Below are 14,643 nucleotides of genomic sequence, written 5' to 3'. Positions count from 1 at the left end.
CCACGCGAGCACGCGGGGGCCTCAGTCACGACTGTCGCCGTCACGCCACATGGAGTAAGCCCGGCGCCGCGCCTAGCGTCGGATCCGTCCCCTTGCGAGAGGAGAACCAAGCATGTCGCTGACCGTTCCCAACGAGCTCCTCGACCAGGCGCGTGCGGGCGACGTCGACGACGAGGCCTTCGTGGCCTGCGTCCGCGACTCCCTGCCGTACGCCTGGTCGCTGATCACCGGCCTGGTCCGGCGGCGCGAGGAGAGCGGGGCCGAGTTCGCCGACAACGAGACGCCGCCACCGGACGAGGCGGCCCGCGGCCAGCTGCTGCGCTGCCTGGCCAGTGACGCGATGCGCGGCGCACTGGAGCGTCACTTCGGCGTACGGCTCGCCTTCCAGAACTGCCACCGTGTCGCCGTCTTCGACCCCACGGCGGAGAAGGCGCTCGGTGAGTTCGTCACCGCTCGCGCGCAGATACTCAACCAGCGTCCCGGCCTGATCGACTGCTGAGCGCAACCGGCCCTGCCGCCGGATCCGGCCCGCGCCAGGACCCGGCGGCAGGCCCGTCCCACCTGCGCGGACGACACTCGAAGCGCGAAGGCGACCGGCGTACGCGAGATGACCGCCGCGTTTCCGAGCGCTCACCAAGATGTCGCGTGACATTTGACGCGGCGTAAGGGGCCCACCCCCCATCATTTGCTCATGCCCGCTTTCGTCACCCTGTCCGGACGCTCCGTGCGCCTGGAACCGCTCAGCCTCGCGGCACTGGACGACCTGGTCGCCGCGTCGAGTGAGGACCGTTCCACCTACTCCTTCACTCGGGTTCCCACAGGCCGGGACGAGATGGCCTCGTACATCGGGGCCGCTCTGGCTGAGCAGGCGGAGGGACGCACGTTGCCCTTCGCCATCAGGTGGCTGCACACCGACCGAGTGGTCGGATCCACCCGTCTCATGAACCTCGAGTACTGGCAGGGTCCCCTGCCGTGGCCTCCGGGGACGCGCGGCGTCGTGGGAGAGGTCCCGTCCGTGGCCGACATCGGTTACACCTGGCTCGGCGCGTCCGCGCAGGGCACCGGTGTGAACCGTGAGAGCAAGTTCCTCATGCTCTCGCACGCCTTCGAGACCTGGCAGGTCCACCGCGTCACACTGAAGGCCGACGTACGCAACCACCGGTCCCGGGCCGCCATCGAGGCTCTCGGCGCGCATCTCGACGGTGTGCGGCGGGCGGACAGCCGAGGCGCCGACGACACGGTCCGCGACACCGCGTACTACTCGATCCTGAGCTCGGAATGGCCGGCCGTCCGAGAACGGATGCACGCGAGGCTCGGCCTCGCGCAGGCGGCATGAGAGGACCCGTCGCCGCCGCGTGACCGCCATACAACCGCGACGGCCCGCCCGGTCGCCTCTTCGGCGTCCGGGCGGGCCCTTCTGGTCCCCCGCGGCTGTCCCCGCGTCCCCGAATCCCCCCGGTCACCCAGGTCCGTCCCCTACCGGCACCTGGATCCCCGTCGGCGCGCAGCCGCACCTGGTTTACTCCTCGTCGGCCTCGAACACGTAGTTCCACCGGCCGCAGTACTGCTTCTTGTCCTGGTGCTCGTTCCAGTAGCAGACCCGGACCTGCGCGCTGTCGACGTCGCTCTCGGAGAAGTGGAAGGACCGGTAGCCGCTGGACCCGCACTTCTTGGCCCAGTAGGTCGACTCGTCGCCGTCCTCGTTCTCGAACTTGACCTGCACGTAGCCGCACAGCCACCACGGGGTGCTCTTGTCGTACAGCTTGCCGGAGACGTGGATGTCACCGTCGTGGTCCTCCCAGACCTGACCCTTGGCCTTGGCGCGGGAGGAGTGGTTCCACCACTTGGAGTAGTAGGAACCCCAGTGGTCGTCGAAGTCGAAGCTGGTGCTGCTCGCCGGCGCGGTGGCCGCGGAGGCCGAGGCCGCCACTGCGGGGACACCCACCGCGATGATCGCGGACGCGGCGGCGAGACCGAGGATGTTGCGGATGGAGCGGTTCATGGTGGTTCTCCTGAGATGAGGCCCCCGGTGTCTTCCCCCCCGGGGCTTTCGCTGTGACTCAGTGATAAATCCGACCGCCTGCAATGCACTTACAACGTCCTTATGTCTCCCTGCAAGGCGCTTGAGCCGGACGGGAATTACCAGGTCCGGGCACCGGGACGGGCATGCCCGGGTGCCGCTCGCCGCTCGTGGTGAAGGCCTGCCGCCGGATTCCCGGGGGAAGCGCCGGTCCGCCGGGCCCGGTTTTCCGCGGACCCGGCGGGGTGGCCGGCAGCCGTGCGCGGCCGCCCCCGCGTCGTGGGGTCGCGCTCGACCGTGGTCCCAGGATGGGTGGGGGAATTCAACGGGAGATTGACGTGAAATCAACGCGCGGATTAACGAGACGGGCCGCGCATAGGGAGAATGCCCCGGGGGATCTATTATTTCCTACGCGAACAGGGTCGCAGGGGTGGAGAACACGAGCTATGGCTGGTCAATACGGCGAGGCCGGCCTGCGTTTCGCCGTGCTCGGTCCCGTGCAGGCGTGGCGGGACGGTCTGGAACTCGAGCTCGGCACCCCGCTGCAACGCTCCATCCTCGCCATGTTGCTGCTGCGTGAGGGCCGTGCGGTCACCCCGGTCGAGATGATCGACGCGGTGTGGGGCCATGACGCGCCGCCGCGCGCGCTCGGCGCGCTCCGCACGTACGTCTCCCGGCTGCGCGCCGTGCTGGAACCGGGTCGTTCGCCTCGCACCCGTCCCGAGCTGCTCACCTCCGTCGGACGCGGCTACGCCTTACGCCTGCCTCCTGGTGTGCTCGACCTCGGCGTCTTCGAGCGTCGCGTCACCGCCGCGGAGAACTCGCGCCGGGACGGCGACCACGCCGGCGCCGCGGAGACGCTCCGCGAGGCGCTCGCGCTGTGGACGGGTGAGCCGCTGGCCGGCGCCGTCGGGCCGTACATCGATAACCAGCGTGACAGGCTCGTCGAGCGCCGTATCGGCGTGGTCGAGACGCTGATGGAGCTGGACCTCCGCCTCGGCCGGCACGCCGACGTCATCCCGGAGCTGATCGCGCTCACCGCCGAGCATCCGCTGCGTGAGCGCCTGCGCGGCCAGCTCATGCTCGCCTACTACCGCTGCGGCCGGCAGGCCGACGCGCTCGCGGTGTTCTCCGACACGCGCAGGGCCCTGGTCGACGAGCTCGGCATCGACCCCGGCCACGAGCTCGCCGCGCTGCACCAGCGCGTGCTGTCGGCCGACCCCGGCCTCGCCTGGACCGCCGCCGCGCCGTCCCGCGCCACGCGCTCGGGCCCCGCCGCGAGCGACACACCGGAGCGTCCCCGTCCCCCCGTGCGTCCCCCCGTGCGCCAGGCCGCGCCTCCTCGCGACACGACCGCCGCCGAGGACGGCGACGAGCCGGTGCAGGAGCTGCCGCGGCCGGCGCAGCTTCCGGCCGCCGTGAACGACTTCACCGGCCGCAAGGAGGCGGTCAACCGGCTGCGCACCTTGCTGACCAGTGCCACGGGGAGCGAAGGCATGCCGGTCGTCGCGGTGTCCGGCATCGGAGGTGTGGGGAAGACCGCGCTCGCCGTCCACGTCGCGCACTCGGTGCACGAGGTGTTCCCCGACGGCCAGCTCTACGCCGACCTGCGCGGATACACCGAGGAGCCCACCGCTCCGGAGTCGGTGCTTGCCGCGTTCCTGCGCGCGCTCGGCCTCCCGGTGGACGTCATCCCCGACGGCCTCGCCGAGCGTGCCGCGTTGTTCCGCTCGCTGCTCGCCGACCGTTCCATGCTCGTGCTGCTGGACAACGCCAGGGACGCCGAGCAGGTGGAGCACCTGTTGCCGGGCACCGCGGGCTGTGCCGCGGTCATCACCAGCCGGGTCAAGCTCGCCGACCTGCCGTCGGCCCGCCTGCTGGACCTGGAGGTCATGGAGCCCGAGGAGGCGCTCGGCCTGTTCTCGGCGGTCGCGGGTCCCGAGCGGATCGCGGTGGAGCGCGCCGCGGCCATGGACGTCGTCGCCGTCTGCGGTTTCCTCCCGCTGGCGGTGCGCATCGTGGCCGCGCGGCTCGCGGCGCGGCCGGCCTGGACGGTCGCCTCGCTCGTGCCGCGGCTCGCCGACGAGCGCCGCCGTCTCGACGAGATGCGCATCGGCCACCTCGCCGTGGACGCCACGTTCGCGCTCGGGTACGGCCATCTCGACCCGGGCCAGGCCCGCGCGTTCCGGCTGCTGTCCCTGCCGAACGGCCCGGACATCTCGCTGCTCGCCGCCGCGGGTGTGCTGACGCTGAGCCCGATGGAGACCGAGGACATGCTGGAGTCCCTGGTCGACGTCAGCCTGCTCGAAGCCCCGGCGCCTGGCCGGTACCGCTTCCACGACCTGCTGAAACTGTTCGCCAGGCGCCAGGCCGAGGCCACCGAGGACCCTGCCGCCGGTGCGCTCGCGCTGCGCAGGCTCCTCGGTTTCTACCTCGCGTCCGCGCAGGCGGCGCACCGCCTCGCCTACGAGGGCAGCGTCATCGCCGACCATCTGGTGGCCGTCCCCGGTACCGGCCGTGGCTTCTCCGGTGCGGCCGAGGCCATCGCGTGGCTGACCGTGGAGGCCGAGACGCTGTTCGCCGCCATCGGGCAGACCGCGGAGTCCGGCGCGACCCCCGAGGAACTGCTGCCGGCCGCCGACCTGCTGCTCGCCATGGAGCCGCTGCTGGAGTCGGGGGCGTACGTCCGGGAGTTCGTGGCGCGTACCGGTGCCGTTCTCAGTGCCGCCGAGCGCGTCGGGGACCGCGCGAGTGAACTGCGCTGCCGGTATGTGCTCGGACGCGTGATGTTCGGCGGGAACCGTCTCGCCGGCGCCGCGGAGCAGTTCCAGGCGGCGCTGGAGCTCGCGACGGTCACCGGCGACCGCATCGTCACCGGCGAGCTGCTCAACGGGCTCGCCGTGGTCTCCGGCCGGGCCCGGCGGCATGAGGAGGCGCTGACCTGGTTCGACGCGGCGCTGCGCGCGTACAAGGAGATCGGGGCCGCGGCCGGTGAGGCTCTGGTGGCGAGCTACTCGGCGCGCGACCACCTGGCGCTCGGCCACCCGGAGGCCGCCATCGCCGCCGCGGAGCGCGGCCTCGCCATCTTCACCGAGCTCGGCAGCGGCGCCGGCATGGCGCGGGCCCGCTACCACCTCGGCATCGTGCTCACCCGTGTCGGCCGGCTCACCGAGGCCGTGGTGCACCACGCCGAATGCCTGGACTTCTTCCGGGCCGGCGGGCAGAAGGTGTGGGAGCAGCGGGTCTGCTGCCGGCTCGCCGAGACGTTCATCGCGGCGGAGCGGTTCAGGGACGCGGTGCGGCACGCGGAGCAGGCGCTCACCCTGAGCAGGGAGATCGGCCACCCGTACGGCGAGGCGCTGTCGCTGACGGTGTTAGGCCGGGCCCTCGCCGGCACCGGCAGCGTCCGGCGCAGCGGCGACTGCCTGCGGCGCGCACTGGAGATCTTCACGCGGCTCGGTTCCCCCGAGGCCGCCGACCTGCGCGCTCTGCTGAAGCTGGACCAGGTCAGCGATTAGGTCCTGTACGTCCCAGCCGGGCTCGTCGTCGATGCGTGTCATCCACACATGATTGATCATCTATGGCGTCCCTTTTCGCCGAACGGGGCTCGATCAGGTGCCCGGCCGGCCGTCAGCCGCCGCGGGGTGCCAGGGGGCCCGGTGCCTACCGGATGGCGACCTCGCGGCGGCCGGGCCGCCTGACGATGACGACCGGCCGGGACATGGCACGGATCTCGAACCCCCAATCTCCGTGCCTGCATCCGAGGGTCCCCGGCCCTGCTCAACGACGGATCAACGCAGGATAAACGGGACTGTCCACCCAGGTCAGCCGGACATAGCTGGGGTGCCGGGTGGGATAAGCGGTTCGCAAGCACGAGTCAAGTGGGTACCGATATCAAAGGAGCGTAAAAGCCCGCCCCGAGATGGTCCTAGGAGCGGATCGATGCTGATCCCGTGTTTCGCGTGCGAGTCCCGGTTCCGGCCCGACGAGTTCTTCCTCGCCTGCCACGACTACAACCGCGGCATGGATCTGGTCGCGTGGACATGTCCCCGATGCGGCAACCGGGATGATTTACGCGTCCTACCGGACGCGCTGGGCTTCGGCTACCCCCGGCGTGGCCGGTTCGACGTGCAGGACCGCTTCCAGGTGCCGGGCCTGCGCCGCCAGCGCCAGGACCTGCGGCTCGACATCTGCCTGGACAAGGACGTCTGGCACGTGCACACCCGGCTGAACCGGCTCGCGCACCGCTCGCCGTCGCGTACGTAACGGGTCAGGGCACGCGCAGGCTGGTCCAGGCCGCCTGGCAGAGGCCCTGGATCTCCTCCGGCGTCGGCTGGTGCGCGCCGGAGAACCACAGGCGGCACATCTCTGTGGCCGAGCCGAGCCACAGCACGTAGCACATCGTGGGGGCGACCGGCCGCAGCACGCCGTCCTTCATGTGGGGACGCCACCAGTCGGCCACCTCACGGAAGAACGCGCGCCGCGCCTCGGCGACCTCGGGGCCGCCGGGCTCCTCGCGGCGCGGCGGCCGTTCGCTGATCAGGATGCGGGCCCGCTCGGGGTGCTTGCCGCACCACGCCATGTGCATGGCCACGATCGCCTCGATGCCGTCGCGCGCGCTCTCGTGCCGACGCAGCTCGTCGATGAAGGCCCGCTGGTACATGCTCTGGATCTCGGCGTAGAGGACCCCGAAGACGTGTTCCTTGCTGGTGAAGTGGTGGTAGAAGCTGCCGACGCTCACGCCGCTCTCCTGGCGCAGGCTCGCGAGGGTGGTGGCCGACACGCCGTCCTGGCTGAACCGGCGCAGCGCTCCCTCGATGATGCGGGTGCGGCCGTCGCGGCCGTTCTTCGGGCTCTTCACGAAGTCAATGGTGACTCAACAGAACCTTGTTCTGCAAACCGCGCTGGAGGCGCCCCCATTCTACCGGCCTCCAGAGCGGTCACGTGAGAACAGCTCGCGTCCGGCTCAGAGCGGGCCGATGAGCGCGGTGACCTCCACAGTGCCGGCCTCGACGCGCATGCGGGCCCCGGGCCAGTGCCGCTTGATCATGGCGAGCACCCTGCGGTTGTCCCCCATCACGTCCATGCCGACCTCGCGCGCGCCGTTCGCGACGGCCCTGCGCAGCAGCGCGCGCACCAGGCGGGAGCCGACGCCTCGGCCCTGCCACTCGTCGGCCACCATGACGGCGATCTCGGTGGTGCCGTCACGCAGGAAGCCCATGGCGTGACCGAGCACGCGCTCCTCGCCGTCCACGGCGAGCAGCACGTCCCTGCGGTCACCGGCGGCGATCAGCGCGCGGACCAGCCTGCGGTCCGGACGGCTGCATCCGGTGAAGAAGCGGCGGGTGAGCGTGTGGGGTGACAGGCCCGCCATGAAGACGGCGACCCGTTCCTCGTCGTCCATGCGCACCGGACGGATCTCGACGACCGGCGCCTGCGTGGCGACCGGAGGGGGTAACACACCCTGGTACCGCACCTGAGTTCCCAGCATGGACTCAGGGTCCCGGACCCGACCTGAGTCTGTCAACTAGACTTAGCACGATCGGAGGCAGGGTGGTGAAGCACGGTTGGGGAGGAGGAACATGACGACCTACGATTCGTCCATGCCCGAGCGTGACGTCTTCCGAGTGGAGAACTGCTCGATCGAGCGCACCCTCGCCGTCGTCGGCGAGAAGTGGACCTTCCTCGTGCTGCGTGAGGCCTTCAGCGGCGTCCGCCGCTTCGCGGACATGCAGGCGAGCACCGGGGCCCCGCGTCAGGTGCTCAGCGCCAGGCTGGCCAGGCTCGTGGACGAGGGCCTGCTCAGCAAGGTCCCCTACCGAGAGCCCGGCAGCCGCCGCCGTGACGAGTACCGCCTCACGCAGAAGGGCCGCGACCTCTATCCGATCATGGTGAGCCTCATGCACTGGGGCGACCGCTACCTCGCCGACCCCGAAGGCCCCCCGGTGATCCTCACCCACCGCGACTGCGGCGCGCCGATCAGCGGCCGGCTCGTGTGCGAGGAGGGCCATGAGGTGCCCTCACCCCGCGAGGTCACCCCGCGACCCGGTCCCGGCGCGCGGCGGCTGGCCGGCTAACCCGCCAGGGCCTGCTCGCGCTGCACGGCGTTCAGCACCCGGCGGAACGCGAACAGCGTGACGAGGGCCGCGGCGAGCATCAGCACGGCCACCGCGGCGGTGCGGACGATGAGATAGGTCTTGATGGGCTCGCTGAAAAGCAGCCAGAGGCTCAGCGTGCCGTTGACGAACTGCGCGGCCCCCCACAACACCGACAGGTGGACGAACAGGCGGCGCATGCGCGGATGGCCGACCAGATGGCCCGGCAGCGGCACGAGATCGGTGGTCACCCGCTCGATCAGGGGACGCCTCGCACCCGCGGTGGTCAGGAAGGCGAAGCCCGCGCAGAAGACGCCGAGCGTCGGCTGGAGGAAGTAGACGACCAGGTCGCCGGTGATCAGCGCGAGCGCGACCCTGGCCGTGATCGCCAGCATCGCGAGCAGCACCGTGCCCGGCACCGTCTCACGGCGTGCCAGCCGCAGCGCGGCCCCGCCGTACACCCACGCGACCGCCATGACCAGCCCGCCGGTGACCCCGGCGACCAGCAGCCCCGCGTAGAACACCACCACCGGAAGGATCATGGCTTCCAGCACGCGCGGCACCGCGTGCCGTACGAGCACCGACAGCCGGGGCAGTTCGACGTGCCGCGTACCGGGAAGAGGCACGAGGGAGGTGAGGGTCATCGTTGCGGGGGCTCCCGGAGGGGCGGACCGGCGGGGTGCCGGGGAGTGAAACAGGGGCCTCTGGGGGACGAAGCCTCAATGACGGTACGTCATGGTCCCGTTCGCCGCGACCCGTTCGCAAAGATCTTGGACCGCTCCCGGACGACGCGTGCCGGGCCCCGTCGCGCTCCGGAACTCGCGGCGGCCACCGGCGACCGATCCGCGCCGCCGGTGGCCGTGTCACGGACCGGCGGTGGTCCTGCCTAGGCTGAGAGCGTGTACCGGTTCCTCCTCAAGCCCCGCTGGCTGGCGTTTCACCTGCTGGTCCTCGTGCTGATCCCGTGCTTCGTGCTGCTGGGACGCTGGCAGTTCGGCCGGTTCGAGGATCGGTCCGCGTCGAGCGATCTGGCGAGCAGGAACATCGCCGCCACACCGGTGCCGCTGGAACGGCTCGATCAGCCTGGTGCGGCCGTACCGCAGGACCTGCGGTTCCGCGGCGTCACGGCCACCGGCACCTACGACCCCGGCCACGAGCTGCTGGTCAGGCGCCGCGTGCAGAAGGGCATGCCGGGCTACTACGTGCTGACCCCGCTGGTCACGCCGGGTGGACCCGCGGTTCTGGTGAACCGGGGCTGGGTGCCGATGGGACCGACCGCCGAGACCCCGCCGGAGGTGCCGCCACCGACTGCCGGTCAGGTAAGTATCACCGGCCGGCTACGTCCCGCTGAAACAGAAGACAGCACAGGAATCACCGACCTCCCCGGCCTGCCTCCCGGCCAGGTCCTGCTGATCGACACCCCCGGCATCGCCAAGCGTCTGCCGTATCCGCTCTTCGGGGGATTCGTGGAGCTGACCGAGCAGAAGCCCGCCGCGACCGCGGCCCCCGATTTGGTACCCGAACCCGACACCGGGTCCGGCGGCGGGCTCAACCTCGCGTACGGCGTGCAGTGGTGGCTGTTCATCGGCATCGCGATCGGCGGCTGGTTCATGCTGATCCGCCGCGAGGCCCGCGACCTGCAGGAAGGCAGGTCCGGCCCACCCGAGGAGTCCCCTGCGGAGTCCTCGGCGACCACGTCAGTGACCCCTGGGCCCTGAGCCCTCCATGGGAACGTGCCATCAATGATGAGTGCATTGACAGTGCTTGTCCGGAATTCGTCATAATTTCGGGCAGTCACCCACTGACACCAGGTCACCGCTCCGCGCGCGAACGGATACCAACCGGAGACCTCCCAGCTTGTCTCGTGTTATTCGTGCGGCATACGGTTTGCTCGTGAACACATCGCTGCCCCCTGACCCCGAGCCCAGGCGGCGCGACTATGTGATCATCTCCGTCGACGATCACCTGATCGAGCCCCCCGACCTCTTCGAGGACCGCCTGCCGGAGAAGTACGCCGACGCGGCCCCCAAGGTCGTGGAGACCGACGCCGGCCACCAGGTCTGGCGGTACGGCGGCACCACCTACCCCTGCGTCGGGCTGGACGCCGGGGCCGGTCTCCCCCGCGAGCAGTGGACCCTCGACCCGGTGCGGTTCGAGGAGATGCGTCCCGGCTGCTACGACATCGAGGCCCGCGTCAAGGACATGGACACCGCGGGCATCTGGGCCGCCGTCAACTTCCCCGGCATGCTCGCCGTGCAGTCCGGCATGGCCTTCGCGCGCACCCGCGACCAGAACCTCGGCCTCGCCCTCATCCGCGCGTGGAACGACTGGCACTGCGACGTGTGGGCCGGCACCTATCCCGAGCGCATCATCGCGCTCCAGCTGCCGTGGCTGCCCGACCCCGAGGTCGCCGCCAAGGAGATCAGGGCCAACGCCGCGCGCGGCTTCAAGGCGGTCGTGTTCCCCGAGTTCCCCACCCGCCTGCGCCTGCCGTCGCTGCACACCGGCCACTGGGACCCGTTCTTCGCGGCCTGCGAGGAGACCGGCACCGTCGTCTGCCTCCACACCGGCGCGTCGTCCTGGTCCCCCGTCCCGTCCCCGGACACCCCCATCGAGGCGATCACCACCATGATCCCGGCCAGTGCGATGTTCGCCTGCGCCGACTGGCTGTGGTCCGGCGTCCCCCTGCGCTTCCCCAAGCTCCGCATCCTCATCGTCGAAGGCGGCGTCGGCTGGGTCCCCATGCTCGCCGCGCGCGCCGACTACGCTCTCGACCACCCCGTGGCCGGCGAGGCCACCTGGGAAGGCGGCCTCAAACCCAGCGAGGTCCTGCGCCGCAACTTCTACTTCGGCACCCTCGACGACCACGCGCTCTCCGGCGTCCGCCTGGCCGTAGGCCTCGAACACGTCGTCCTGGAAAGCGGCTACCCCCGCTCCGAGTCCACCTGGCCCGACGTCCAGCAAACCCTGGCCCGCAACCTCGGCAGCCTCCCCCCAGCCGACATAGCCAGAGTCGCCTACGGCAACGCCGCCCGCCTCTTCGGCCACCCCCTGCCCTCCCGCGCCTGGCTCCTCCAAGAAGAGCTCTGAACCCCGTCCCCTGACCGCACACCCGTCCCGTCGCTGCCCCCCACTCTCGGCGCCGCGACGGCGAGAACGCACCACGGCGAAATCGGCGCCGCCGTACGGCGGGCAGCGGGAATGCCGGTCAGCCGGAGCCGGGATCTAGTGGCGAGGCGGGACCGGCGGCTTGCGGTGGCCTTCGTCCGGGAGGACCTGGCCGGGTACCACCTGGCCTTCCCAGTCGAGGTAACGGCCGCTTTCGCCGAGCAGGGAGCCCATCAGCCACAGGAAGGCGCCGAAGTCGTCGGTGACGCCGATCAGGGGCAGGAACTCCGGGATCAGGTCGATCGGCGAGACGATGTACACGATCCCGAGGCCCATGAGGGCCAGCTTGCGCTTGCTCAGGCCGCCGTACTCGCCGCGCAGCGTGCCGCCGATCATCCTTGGGAACGCCTTGATCCGAGCCATGACGCCGGGGGAACCCGGCCGGGAAACCTCACGGTAGGTCCGCCATGTCGCGGCGGCGCGTCCAGCCTTGCCCATCGTGGCCACCTCTTGTCCTCCGTCCCCGCGTGCGCGGGGCGACCGGATCCGCCGGCCCTCTACCCCCGCGTGCTTCTCGTTAACGCGCGGCGGTGGCGGCGGAGTTCCACTCCAGGTCAGGACGCGGCCGGGGCGAGAGCCCGTACCGCCTCGGGGACGGAGACCTCCCCTACGGCGATGGGAGCCAGGATGGGGGTGGTCAGACCGGCCGCGACGTACTCGCCGACGCGGGCCCGGCAGGTCGCCGCGTCGCCGTGCACGATCAGCTCGTCCACCACCTCGTCGGGGATGGCCTTGAGCGCCGCGCGCCGGTCACCGGCGTGCCAGGCCTCGCGCATGGGCCTGAGCGTCTCACCACGGCCGAGCCACTCGTGGAACGCCGCGTACGCCGGCACGGTGAGGTACGCGGCCAGCATGCGCCTGCCGATCTCCCTGACCCGGTCGGCGTCCTCGCTGACGCAGACGAACAGGCGTGCGGCCAGTTCGGTGCCGGGTCCGATCTCGGCCCGCACCTTGCGGACGTCCTCGGGGGAGAGCCAGTTGGTGATGGCCCCGTCGGCCTCCTCGGCGGCCAGGTGCAGCATGCGGGGCCGCAGTGCGGCAAGCATGATCCGCGGCGCGACCTTCGGGGCCCGGTCGAGCCGGAAACCGGACACGGCGAACGTCTCGTACCGCTCGGTCACCTTCTCCCCGGTGAGCGCCGCGCGCAGGAACCGCAGTGTGTCGCGGGTGCGGCCGTACGGCGCCGTGAACGTGCCGGCGTTCCAGCGCTCCACGATGACAGGGGACGACGCGCCGATGCCGAGCACGAACCGGCCCGGCGCGACGTCGGCCATGGTGGCGGCGGACATGGCGAGCAGGCCGGGACCCCGGGTCGACACCGGCACGATCGCGGTGCCGAGCCGCAGGTCCGGTGACCACCCGGCGGCGAGAGCCAGCGGCAGGAACCCGTCGGTGCCGCTGACCTCCGCGGTCCAGGCGTCGGTGTACCCCAGCCCGGCGAGCTCGCCCACAAGGTCTCCCGACTCGGCGATCATCCGGTCGGAGAACGGGATCGTGATTCCCCAGCGCTTCACCGGCCCACCTCCTGCCGCACGACCATACCAACCGGACGGTATGCGGGGTGAGGACGGCCGGCAGCGGGATGACCCTCGTGGACGGCACGAACAGGTTCCGCGCGGCGGTGCTCACGGGACCTTGTCCTCCCCACAGCTCCTCAGGCCCGCAGTTCGCGCACCGCCATGAGGAAATCCTTCGTCACCCCACGAAGCCCCGGCAAATGGGACAACCCCACCAGCCGGTCGATCAACGGCACCATCACGTCGATCAGCCGGTACGTGCGCTCACACCCCGCCGACCCGTCATGCACCCAGAACAACACGACCCCGAGCCACGACAGCCACAGCAACTCCGGCAACTCGGCCCGCAACTCCTCGTCGATCTTGTGGCCCCGTGAGCCCTCCACCACCGCGCGGTACACCCCGATGGCCGCCTCCCGCGCCGGAGTCGACTCACCGCTGAACGGGCTGAGCGGATTGTCCGGCTCGGAGGCGTGCTTGAAGAACTTCACCGCGAACTCGTGGTACGGCTCGGACACCTCGACCCAGGCCCGCAGCACCCCGCGCAGCCGCACCCCGAAGGCACGCTCGGTGGCGAGCAACCCGGCACAGGCGGCCTCGTGCTCGGACTGCGCCTGGTCGTAGTACGCCTGGATCAACTGCTCCTTGGAGGAGAAGTAGTAGTAGGCGTTCCCCACCGAGACACCCGCCTCCGCGGCGATGACCCGCATCGTCGTCGCCTCATATCCCCGTTCCTTGAACAGGCGTAGGGCCGTCTCGACGATGACCTGCCGGGTCTTCTCTCCCCCACGCGCTCTCGGCGTCGAATCGGCCACGGGCCCACTGTACGACCCGGAGACGGCCAAGGTCACAGACGCACAGCATGGCCACCATATTCCGACCAAATCCCACAGAGCAGGGGAGTCGTCACTTTCCGCGGGTGGGATAGATCCTCTTGGCGGAGGGGCGTCCGTGCAACAGAGGATCTATATGGGTTCGCATCCCGGTACACGGGGGCCCGCGTGGCTTGGTGCCAGCGCGCTGCTCGCCGTGCAGATCACGGTGACCGCTCTGGCCTCGGCCCCGGCACCCGCGTCGGCCGACGGCAGTGCCGCCGCGACCAGGAACCTTCCGTCCGGCCCGCACGCCGGGCTGTACTCGTCACCCGGCCTGGATGCCGGACACGCCGCGCGCACCTGGCGCCACGCCGAAGCCGTCCCGGCCCACCGGCTCGCGAGGCCGGCCGGCCGGCTGAGAGCGCAGCGCGAACCGGCCCGCACGACCACACCCGCGAAGAAGGCCACCGGCAGGGCCGCGGGCTCCGTGGAGGCCGCCGTCAAGGCACTGCGGCTCATCCGGACGGCCAAGGCCCTGGCGGCGCTGAAGGCAGGCGTGGTGACCGGCCGCGTGAGTCCGGTGTTGTGGCGGCAGCACCTGCTCTTCCGGGACCTACGTCTCCCGCACCAGCAGGCGGCGAACCGGCTGAAACACGCCGGCCTCGGGTGGCGCTCCTCAGGGAACTGCGTCGACCGGCGCCGTTCCACGTGCACGTCGCTGGACACGGTACGGCTCGGCACGCTCTGGGGAGTCGTGGACCTCAAGCGCCGCAGCGGCTGCCGTGTCGTCCTCACCGGCGGCACCGAGACCGGCCACGCGCACGGCACGCGAAGCCACGGCAACGGCTACAAGGTCGACATCGAGCACAACAGGTGCGTCGACCGTTTCATCCGTGGCAAGAGATCCGGCGCCATCAGAAAAGACGGCGCCGGTCTCTACCACGAACGCCGGCCGAGCGGCCACACGGTGTACGCCGACGAACCCAGCCACTGGGACATCGCCTTCACCTGACCCGCGGCCTCACCCG

15 protein-coding genes are annotated in these 14,643 nt (G+C 70.9%); 8 read left to right on the top strand and 7 right to left on the bottom strand.

The window, feature by feature from the left end; translation table 11 throughout:
* Positions 1–112 precede the first annotated feature (112 nt).
* Together BJ992_RS00610 and BJ992_RS00605 are read left to right on the top strand one after the other, a co-directional pair.
* Complete coding sequence (locus BJ992_RS00610) at positions 113–499, top strand: SCO5389 family protein (protein ID WP_184978003.1); 387 nt, start codon at positions 113–115, stop codon at positions 497–499.
* Positions 500–691: 192 nt separating this feature from the next.
* Positions 692–1,336: a GNAT family N-acetyltransferase gene (locus BJ992_RS00605; RefSeq protein ID WP_184978001.1), complete on the top strand. Its 645-nt coding sequence runs from the start codon at positions 692–694 to the stop codon at positions 1,334–1,336.
* 183 nt (positions 1,337–1,519) lie between these two features.
* On the opposite strand, the gene BJ992_RS00600 is transcribed toward BJ992_RS00605, so the two are convergent.
* Positions 1,520–2,002 (bottom strand): hypothetical protein, encoded by a 483-nt coding sequence (locus BJ992_RS00600; RefSeq protein WP_184977999.1) that lies wholly within the window; start codon positions 2,000–2,002, stop codon positions 1,520–1,522.
* 464 nt (positions 2,003–2,466) lie between these two features.
* Between BJ992_RS00600 and BJ992_RS00595 the strand changes: the two genes are divergently transcribed.
* Both BJ992_RS00595 and BJ992_RS00590 read left to right on the top strand, forming a co-directional pair.
* Positions 2,467–5,538, top strand: coding sequence for an AfsR/SARP family transcriptional regulator (locus tag BJ992_RS00595; protein ID WP_184977997.1), 3,072 nt, complete (start codon positions 2,467–2,469; stop codon positions 5,536–5,538).
* 424 nt (positions 5,539–5,962) lie between these two features.
* A complete protein-coding gene (locus BJ992_RS00590) occupies positions 5,963–6,286 on the top strand; it encodes a hypothetical protein (protein WP_184977995.1) in 324 nt (107 codons plus the stop codon).
* Between the two features lie 4 nt (positions 6,287–6,290).
* Here BJ992_RS00590 and BJ992_RS00585 read toward each other — a convergent pair whose 3' ends face one another.
* Together BJ992_RS00585 and BJ992_RS00580 are read right to left on the bottom strand one after the other, a co-directional pair.
* Positions 6,291–6,881, bottom strand: coding sequence for a TetR family transcriptional regulator (locus BJ992_RS00585; protein ID WP_184977993.1), 591 nt, complete (start codon positions 6,879–6,881; stop codon positions 6,291–6,293).
* 105 nt (positions 6,882–6,986) lie between these two features.
* Positions 6,987–7,511, bottom strand: coding sequence for a GNAT family N-acetyltransferase (locus BJ992_RS00580; RefSeq protein WP_184977992.1), 525 nt, complete (start codon positions 7,509–7,511; stop codon positions 6,987–6,989).
* 91 nt (positions 7,512–7,602) lie between these two features.
* Here BJ992_RS00580 and BJ992_RS00575 point away from each other — a divergent pair, with 91 nt between their 5' ends.
* Complete coding sequence (locus tag BJ992_RS00575; protein ID WP_184977991.1) at positions 7,603–8,097, top strand: winged helix-turn-helix transcriptional regulator; 495 nt, start codon at positions 7,603–7,605, stop codon at positions 8,095–8,097.
* Here BJ992_RS00575 and BJ992_RS00570 read toward each other — a convergent pair.
* Positions 8,094–8,759: a VC0807 family protein gene (locus tag BJ992_RS00570; protein WP_184977990.1), complete on the bottom strand. Its 666-nt coding sequence runs from the start codon at positions 8,757–8,759 to the stop codon at positions 8,094–8,096. The genes BJ992_RS00575 and BJ992_RS00570 overlap by 4 nt on opposite strands.
* Before the next feature lie 255 nt (positions 8,760–9,014).
* Between BJ992_RS00570 and BJ992_RS00565 the strand changes: the two genes are divergently transcribed.
* Both BJ992_RS00565 and BJ992_RS00560 read left to right on the top strand, forming a co-directional pair.
* On the top strand, positions 9,015–9,833 hold the full coding sequence (locus tag BJ992_RS00565; RefSeq protein WP_184977989.1) for an SURF1 family cytochrome oxidase biogenesis protein: 819 nt from the start codon (positions 9,015–9,017) through the stop codon (positions 9,831–9,833).
* 175 nt (positions 9,834–10,008) lie between these two features.
* A complete protein-coding gene (locus tag BJ992_RS00560) occupies positions 10,009–11,205 on the top strand; it encodes an amidohydrolase family protein (RefSeq protein ID WP_184977988.1) in 1,197 nt (398 codons plus the stop codon).
* A 135-nt stretch (positions 11,206–11,340) separates the two neighbouring features.
* Here the strand turns inward: BJ992_RS00560 and BJ992_RS00555 are convergent, their stop codons facing one another.
* The 3 genes from BJ992_RS00555 to BJ992_RS00545 all read right to left on the bottom strand — a co-directional run bounded on the left by BJ992_RS00555 (position 11,341) and on the right by BJ992_RS00545 (position 13,615).
* The gene (locus tag BJ992_RS00555) at positions 11,341–11,721 is read right to left on the bottom strand and encodes a YkvA family protein (protein WP_184977987.1); all 381 of its coding nucleotides are present in this window, start codon (positions 11,719–11,721) and stop codon (positions 11,341–11,343) included.
* A 116-nt stretch (positions 11,722–11,837) separates the two neighbouring features.
* The gene (locus BJ992_RS00550) at positions 11,838–12,797 is read right to left on the bottom strand and encodes an LLM class F420-dependent oxidoreductase (protein WP_184977986.1); all 960 of its coding nucleotides are present in this window, start codon (positions 12,795–12,797) and stop codon (positions 11,838–11,840) included.
* Positions 12,798–12,937: 140 nt separating this feature from the next.
* A complete protein-coding gene (locus tag BJ992_RS00545; RefSeq protein ID WP_184977985.1) occupies positions 12,938–13,615 on the bottom strand; it encodes a TetR family transcriptional regulator in 678 nt (225 codons plus the stop codon).
* 154 nt (positions 13,616–13,769) lie between these two features.
* On the opposite strand from BJ992_RS00545, the gene BJ992_RS00540 reads away from it, so the two are divergent.
* Complete coding sequence (locus BJ992_RS00540) at positions 13,770–14,627, top strand: hypothetical protein (RefSeq protein WP_184977984.1); 858 nt, start codon at positions 13,770–13,772, stop codon at positions 14,625–14,627.
* Positions 14,628–14,643: the final 16 nt, after the last annotated feature.

The organism is Sphaerisporangium rubeum, from assembly GCF_014207705.1.
Taxonomy (GTDB): Bacteria; Actinomycetota; Actinomycetes; order Streptosporangiales; family Streptosporangiaceae; genus Sphaerisporangium; species Sphaerisporangium rubeum.
Note: the sequence above shows the minus strand (reverse complement) of the source record. Positions and strands in the feature narration are given on the sequence as shown.

Excerpts from the sequence above, each read along its gene's own strand:
- BJ992_RS00600 (WP_184977999.1), bottom strand. The coding sequence starts at position 2,002 with ATGAACCGCTCCATCCGCAACATCCTCGGTCTCGCCGCCGCGTCCGCG.
- BJ992_RS00595 (WP_184977997.1), top strand. The coding sequence starts at position 2,467 with ATGGCTGGTCAATACGGCGAGGCCGGCCTGCGTTTCGCCGTGCTCGGT.
- BJ992_RS00555 (WP_184977987.1), bottom strand. The coding sequence starts at position 11,721 with ATGGGCAAGGCTGGACGCGCCGCCGCGACATGGCGGACCTACCGTGAG.
- BJ992_RS00575 (WP_184977991.1), top strand. The coding sequence starts at position 7,603 with ATGACGACCTACGATTCGTCCATGCCCGAGCGTGACGTCTTCCGAGTG.
- BJ992_RS00540 (WP_184977984.1), top strand. The coding sequence starts at position 13,770 with ATGGGTTCGCATCCCGGTACACGGGGGCCCGCGTGGCTTGGTGCCAGC.
- BJ992_RS00570 (WP_184977990.1), bottom strand. The coding sequence starts at position 8,759 with ATGACCCTCACCTCCCTCGTGCCTCTTCCCGGTACGCGGCACGTCGAA.
- BJ992_RS00610 (WP_184978003.1), top strand. The coding sequence starts at position 113 with ATGTCGCTGACCGTTCCCAACGAGCTCCTCGACCAGGCGCGTGCGGGC.
- BJ992_RS00605 (WP_184978001.1), top strand. The coding sequence starts at position 692 with ATGCCCGCTTTCGTCACCCTGTCCGGACGCTCCGTGCGCCTGGAACCG.
- BJ992_RS00580 (WP_184977992.1), bottom strand. The coding sequence starts at position 7,511 with ATGCTGGGAACTCAGGTGCGGTACCAGGGTGTGTTACCCCCTCCGGTC.
- BJ992_RS00590 (WP_184977995.1), top strand. The coding sequence starts at position 5,963 with ATGCTGATCCCGTGTTTCGCGTGCGAGTCCCGGTTCCGGCCCGACGAG.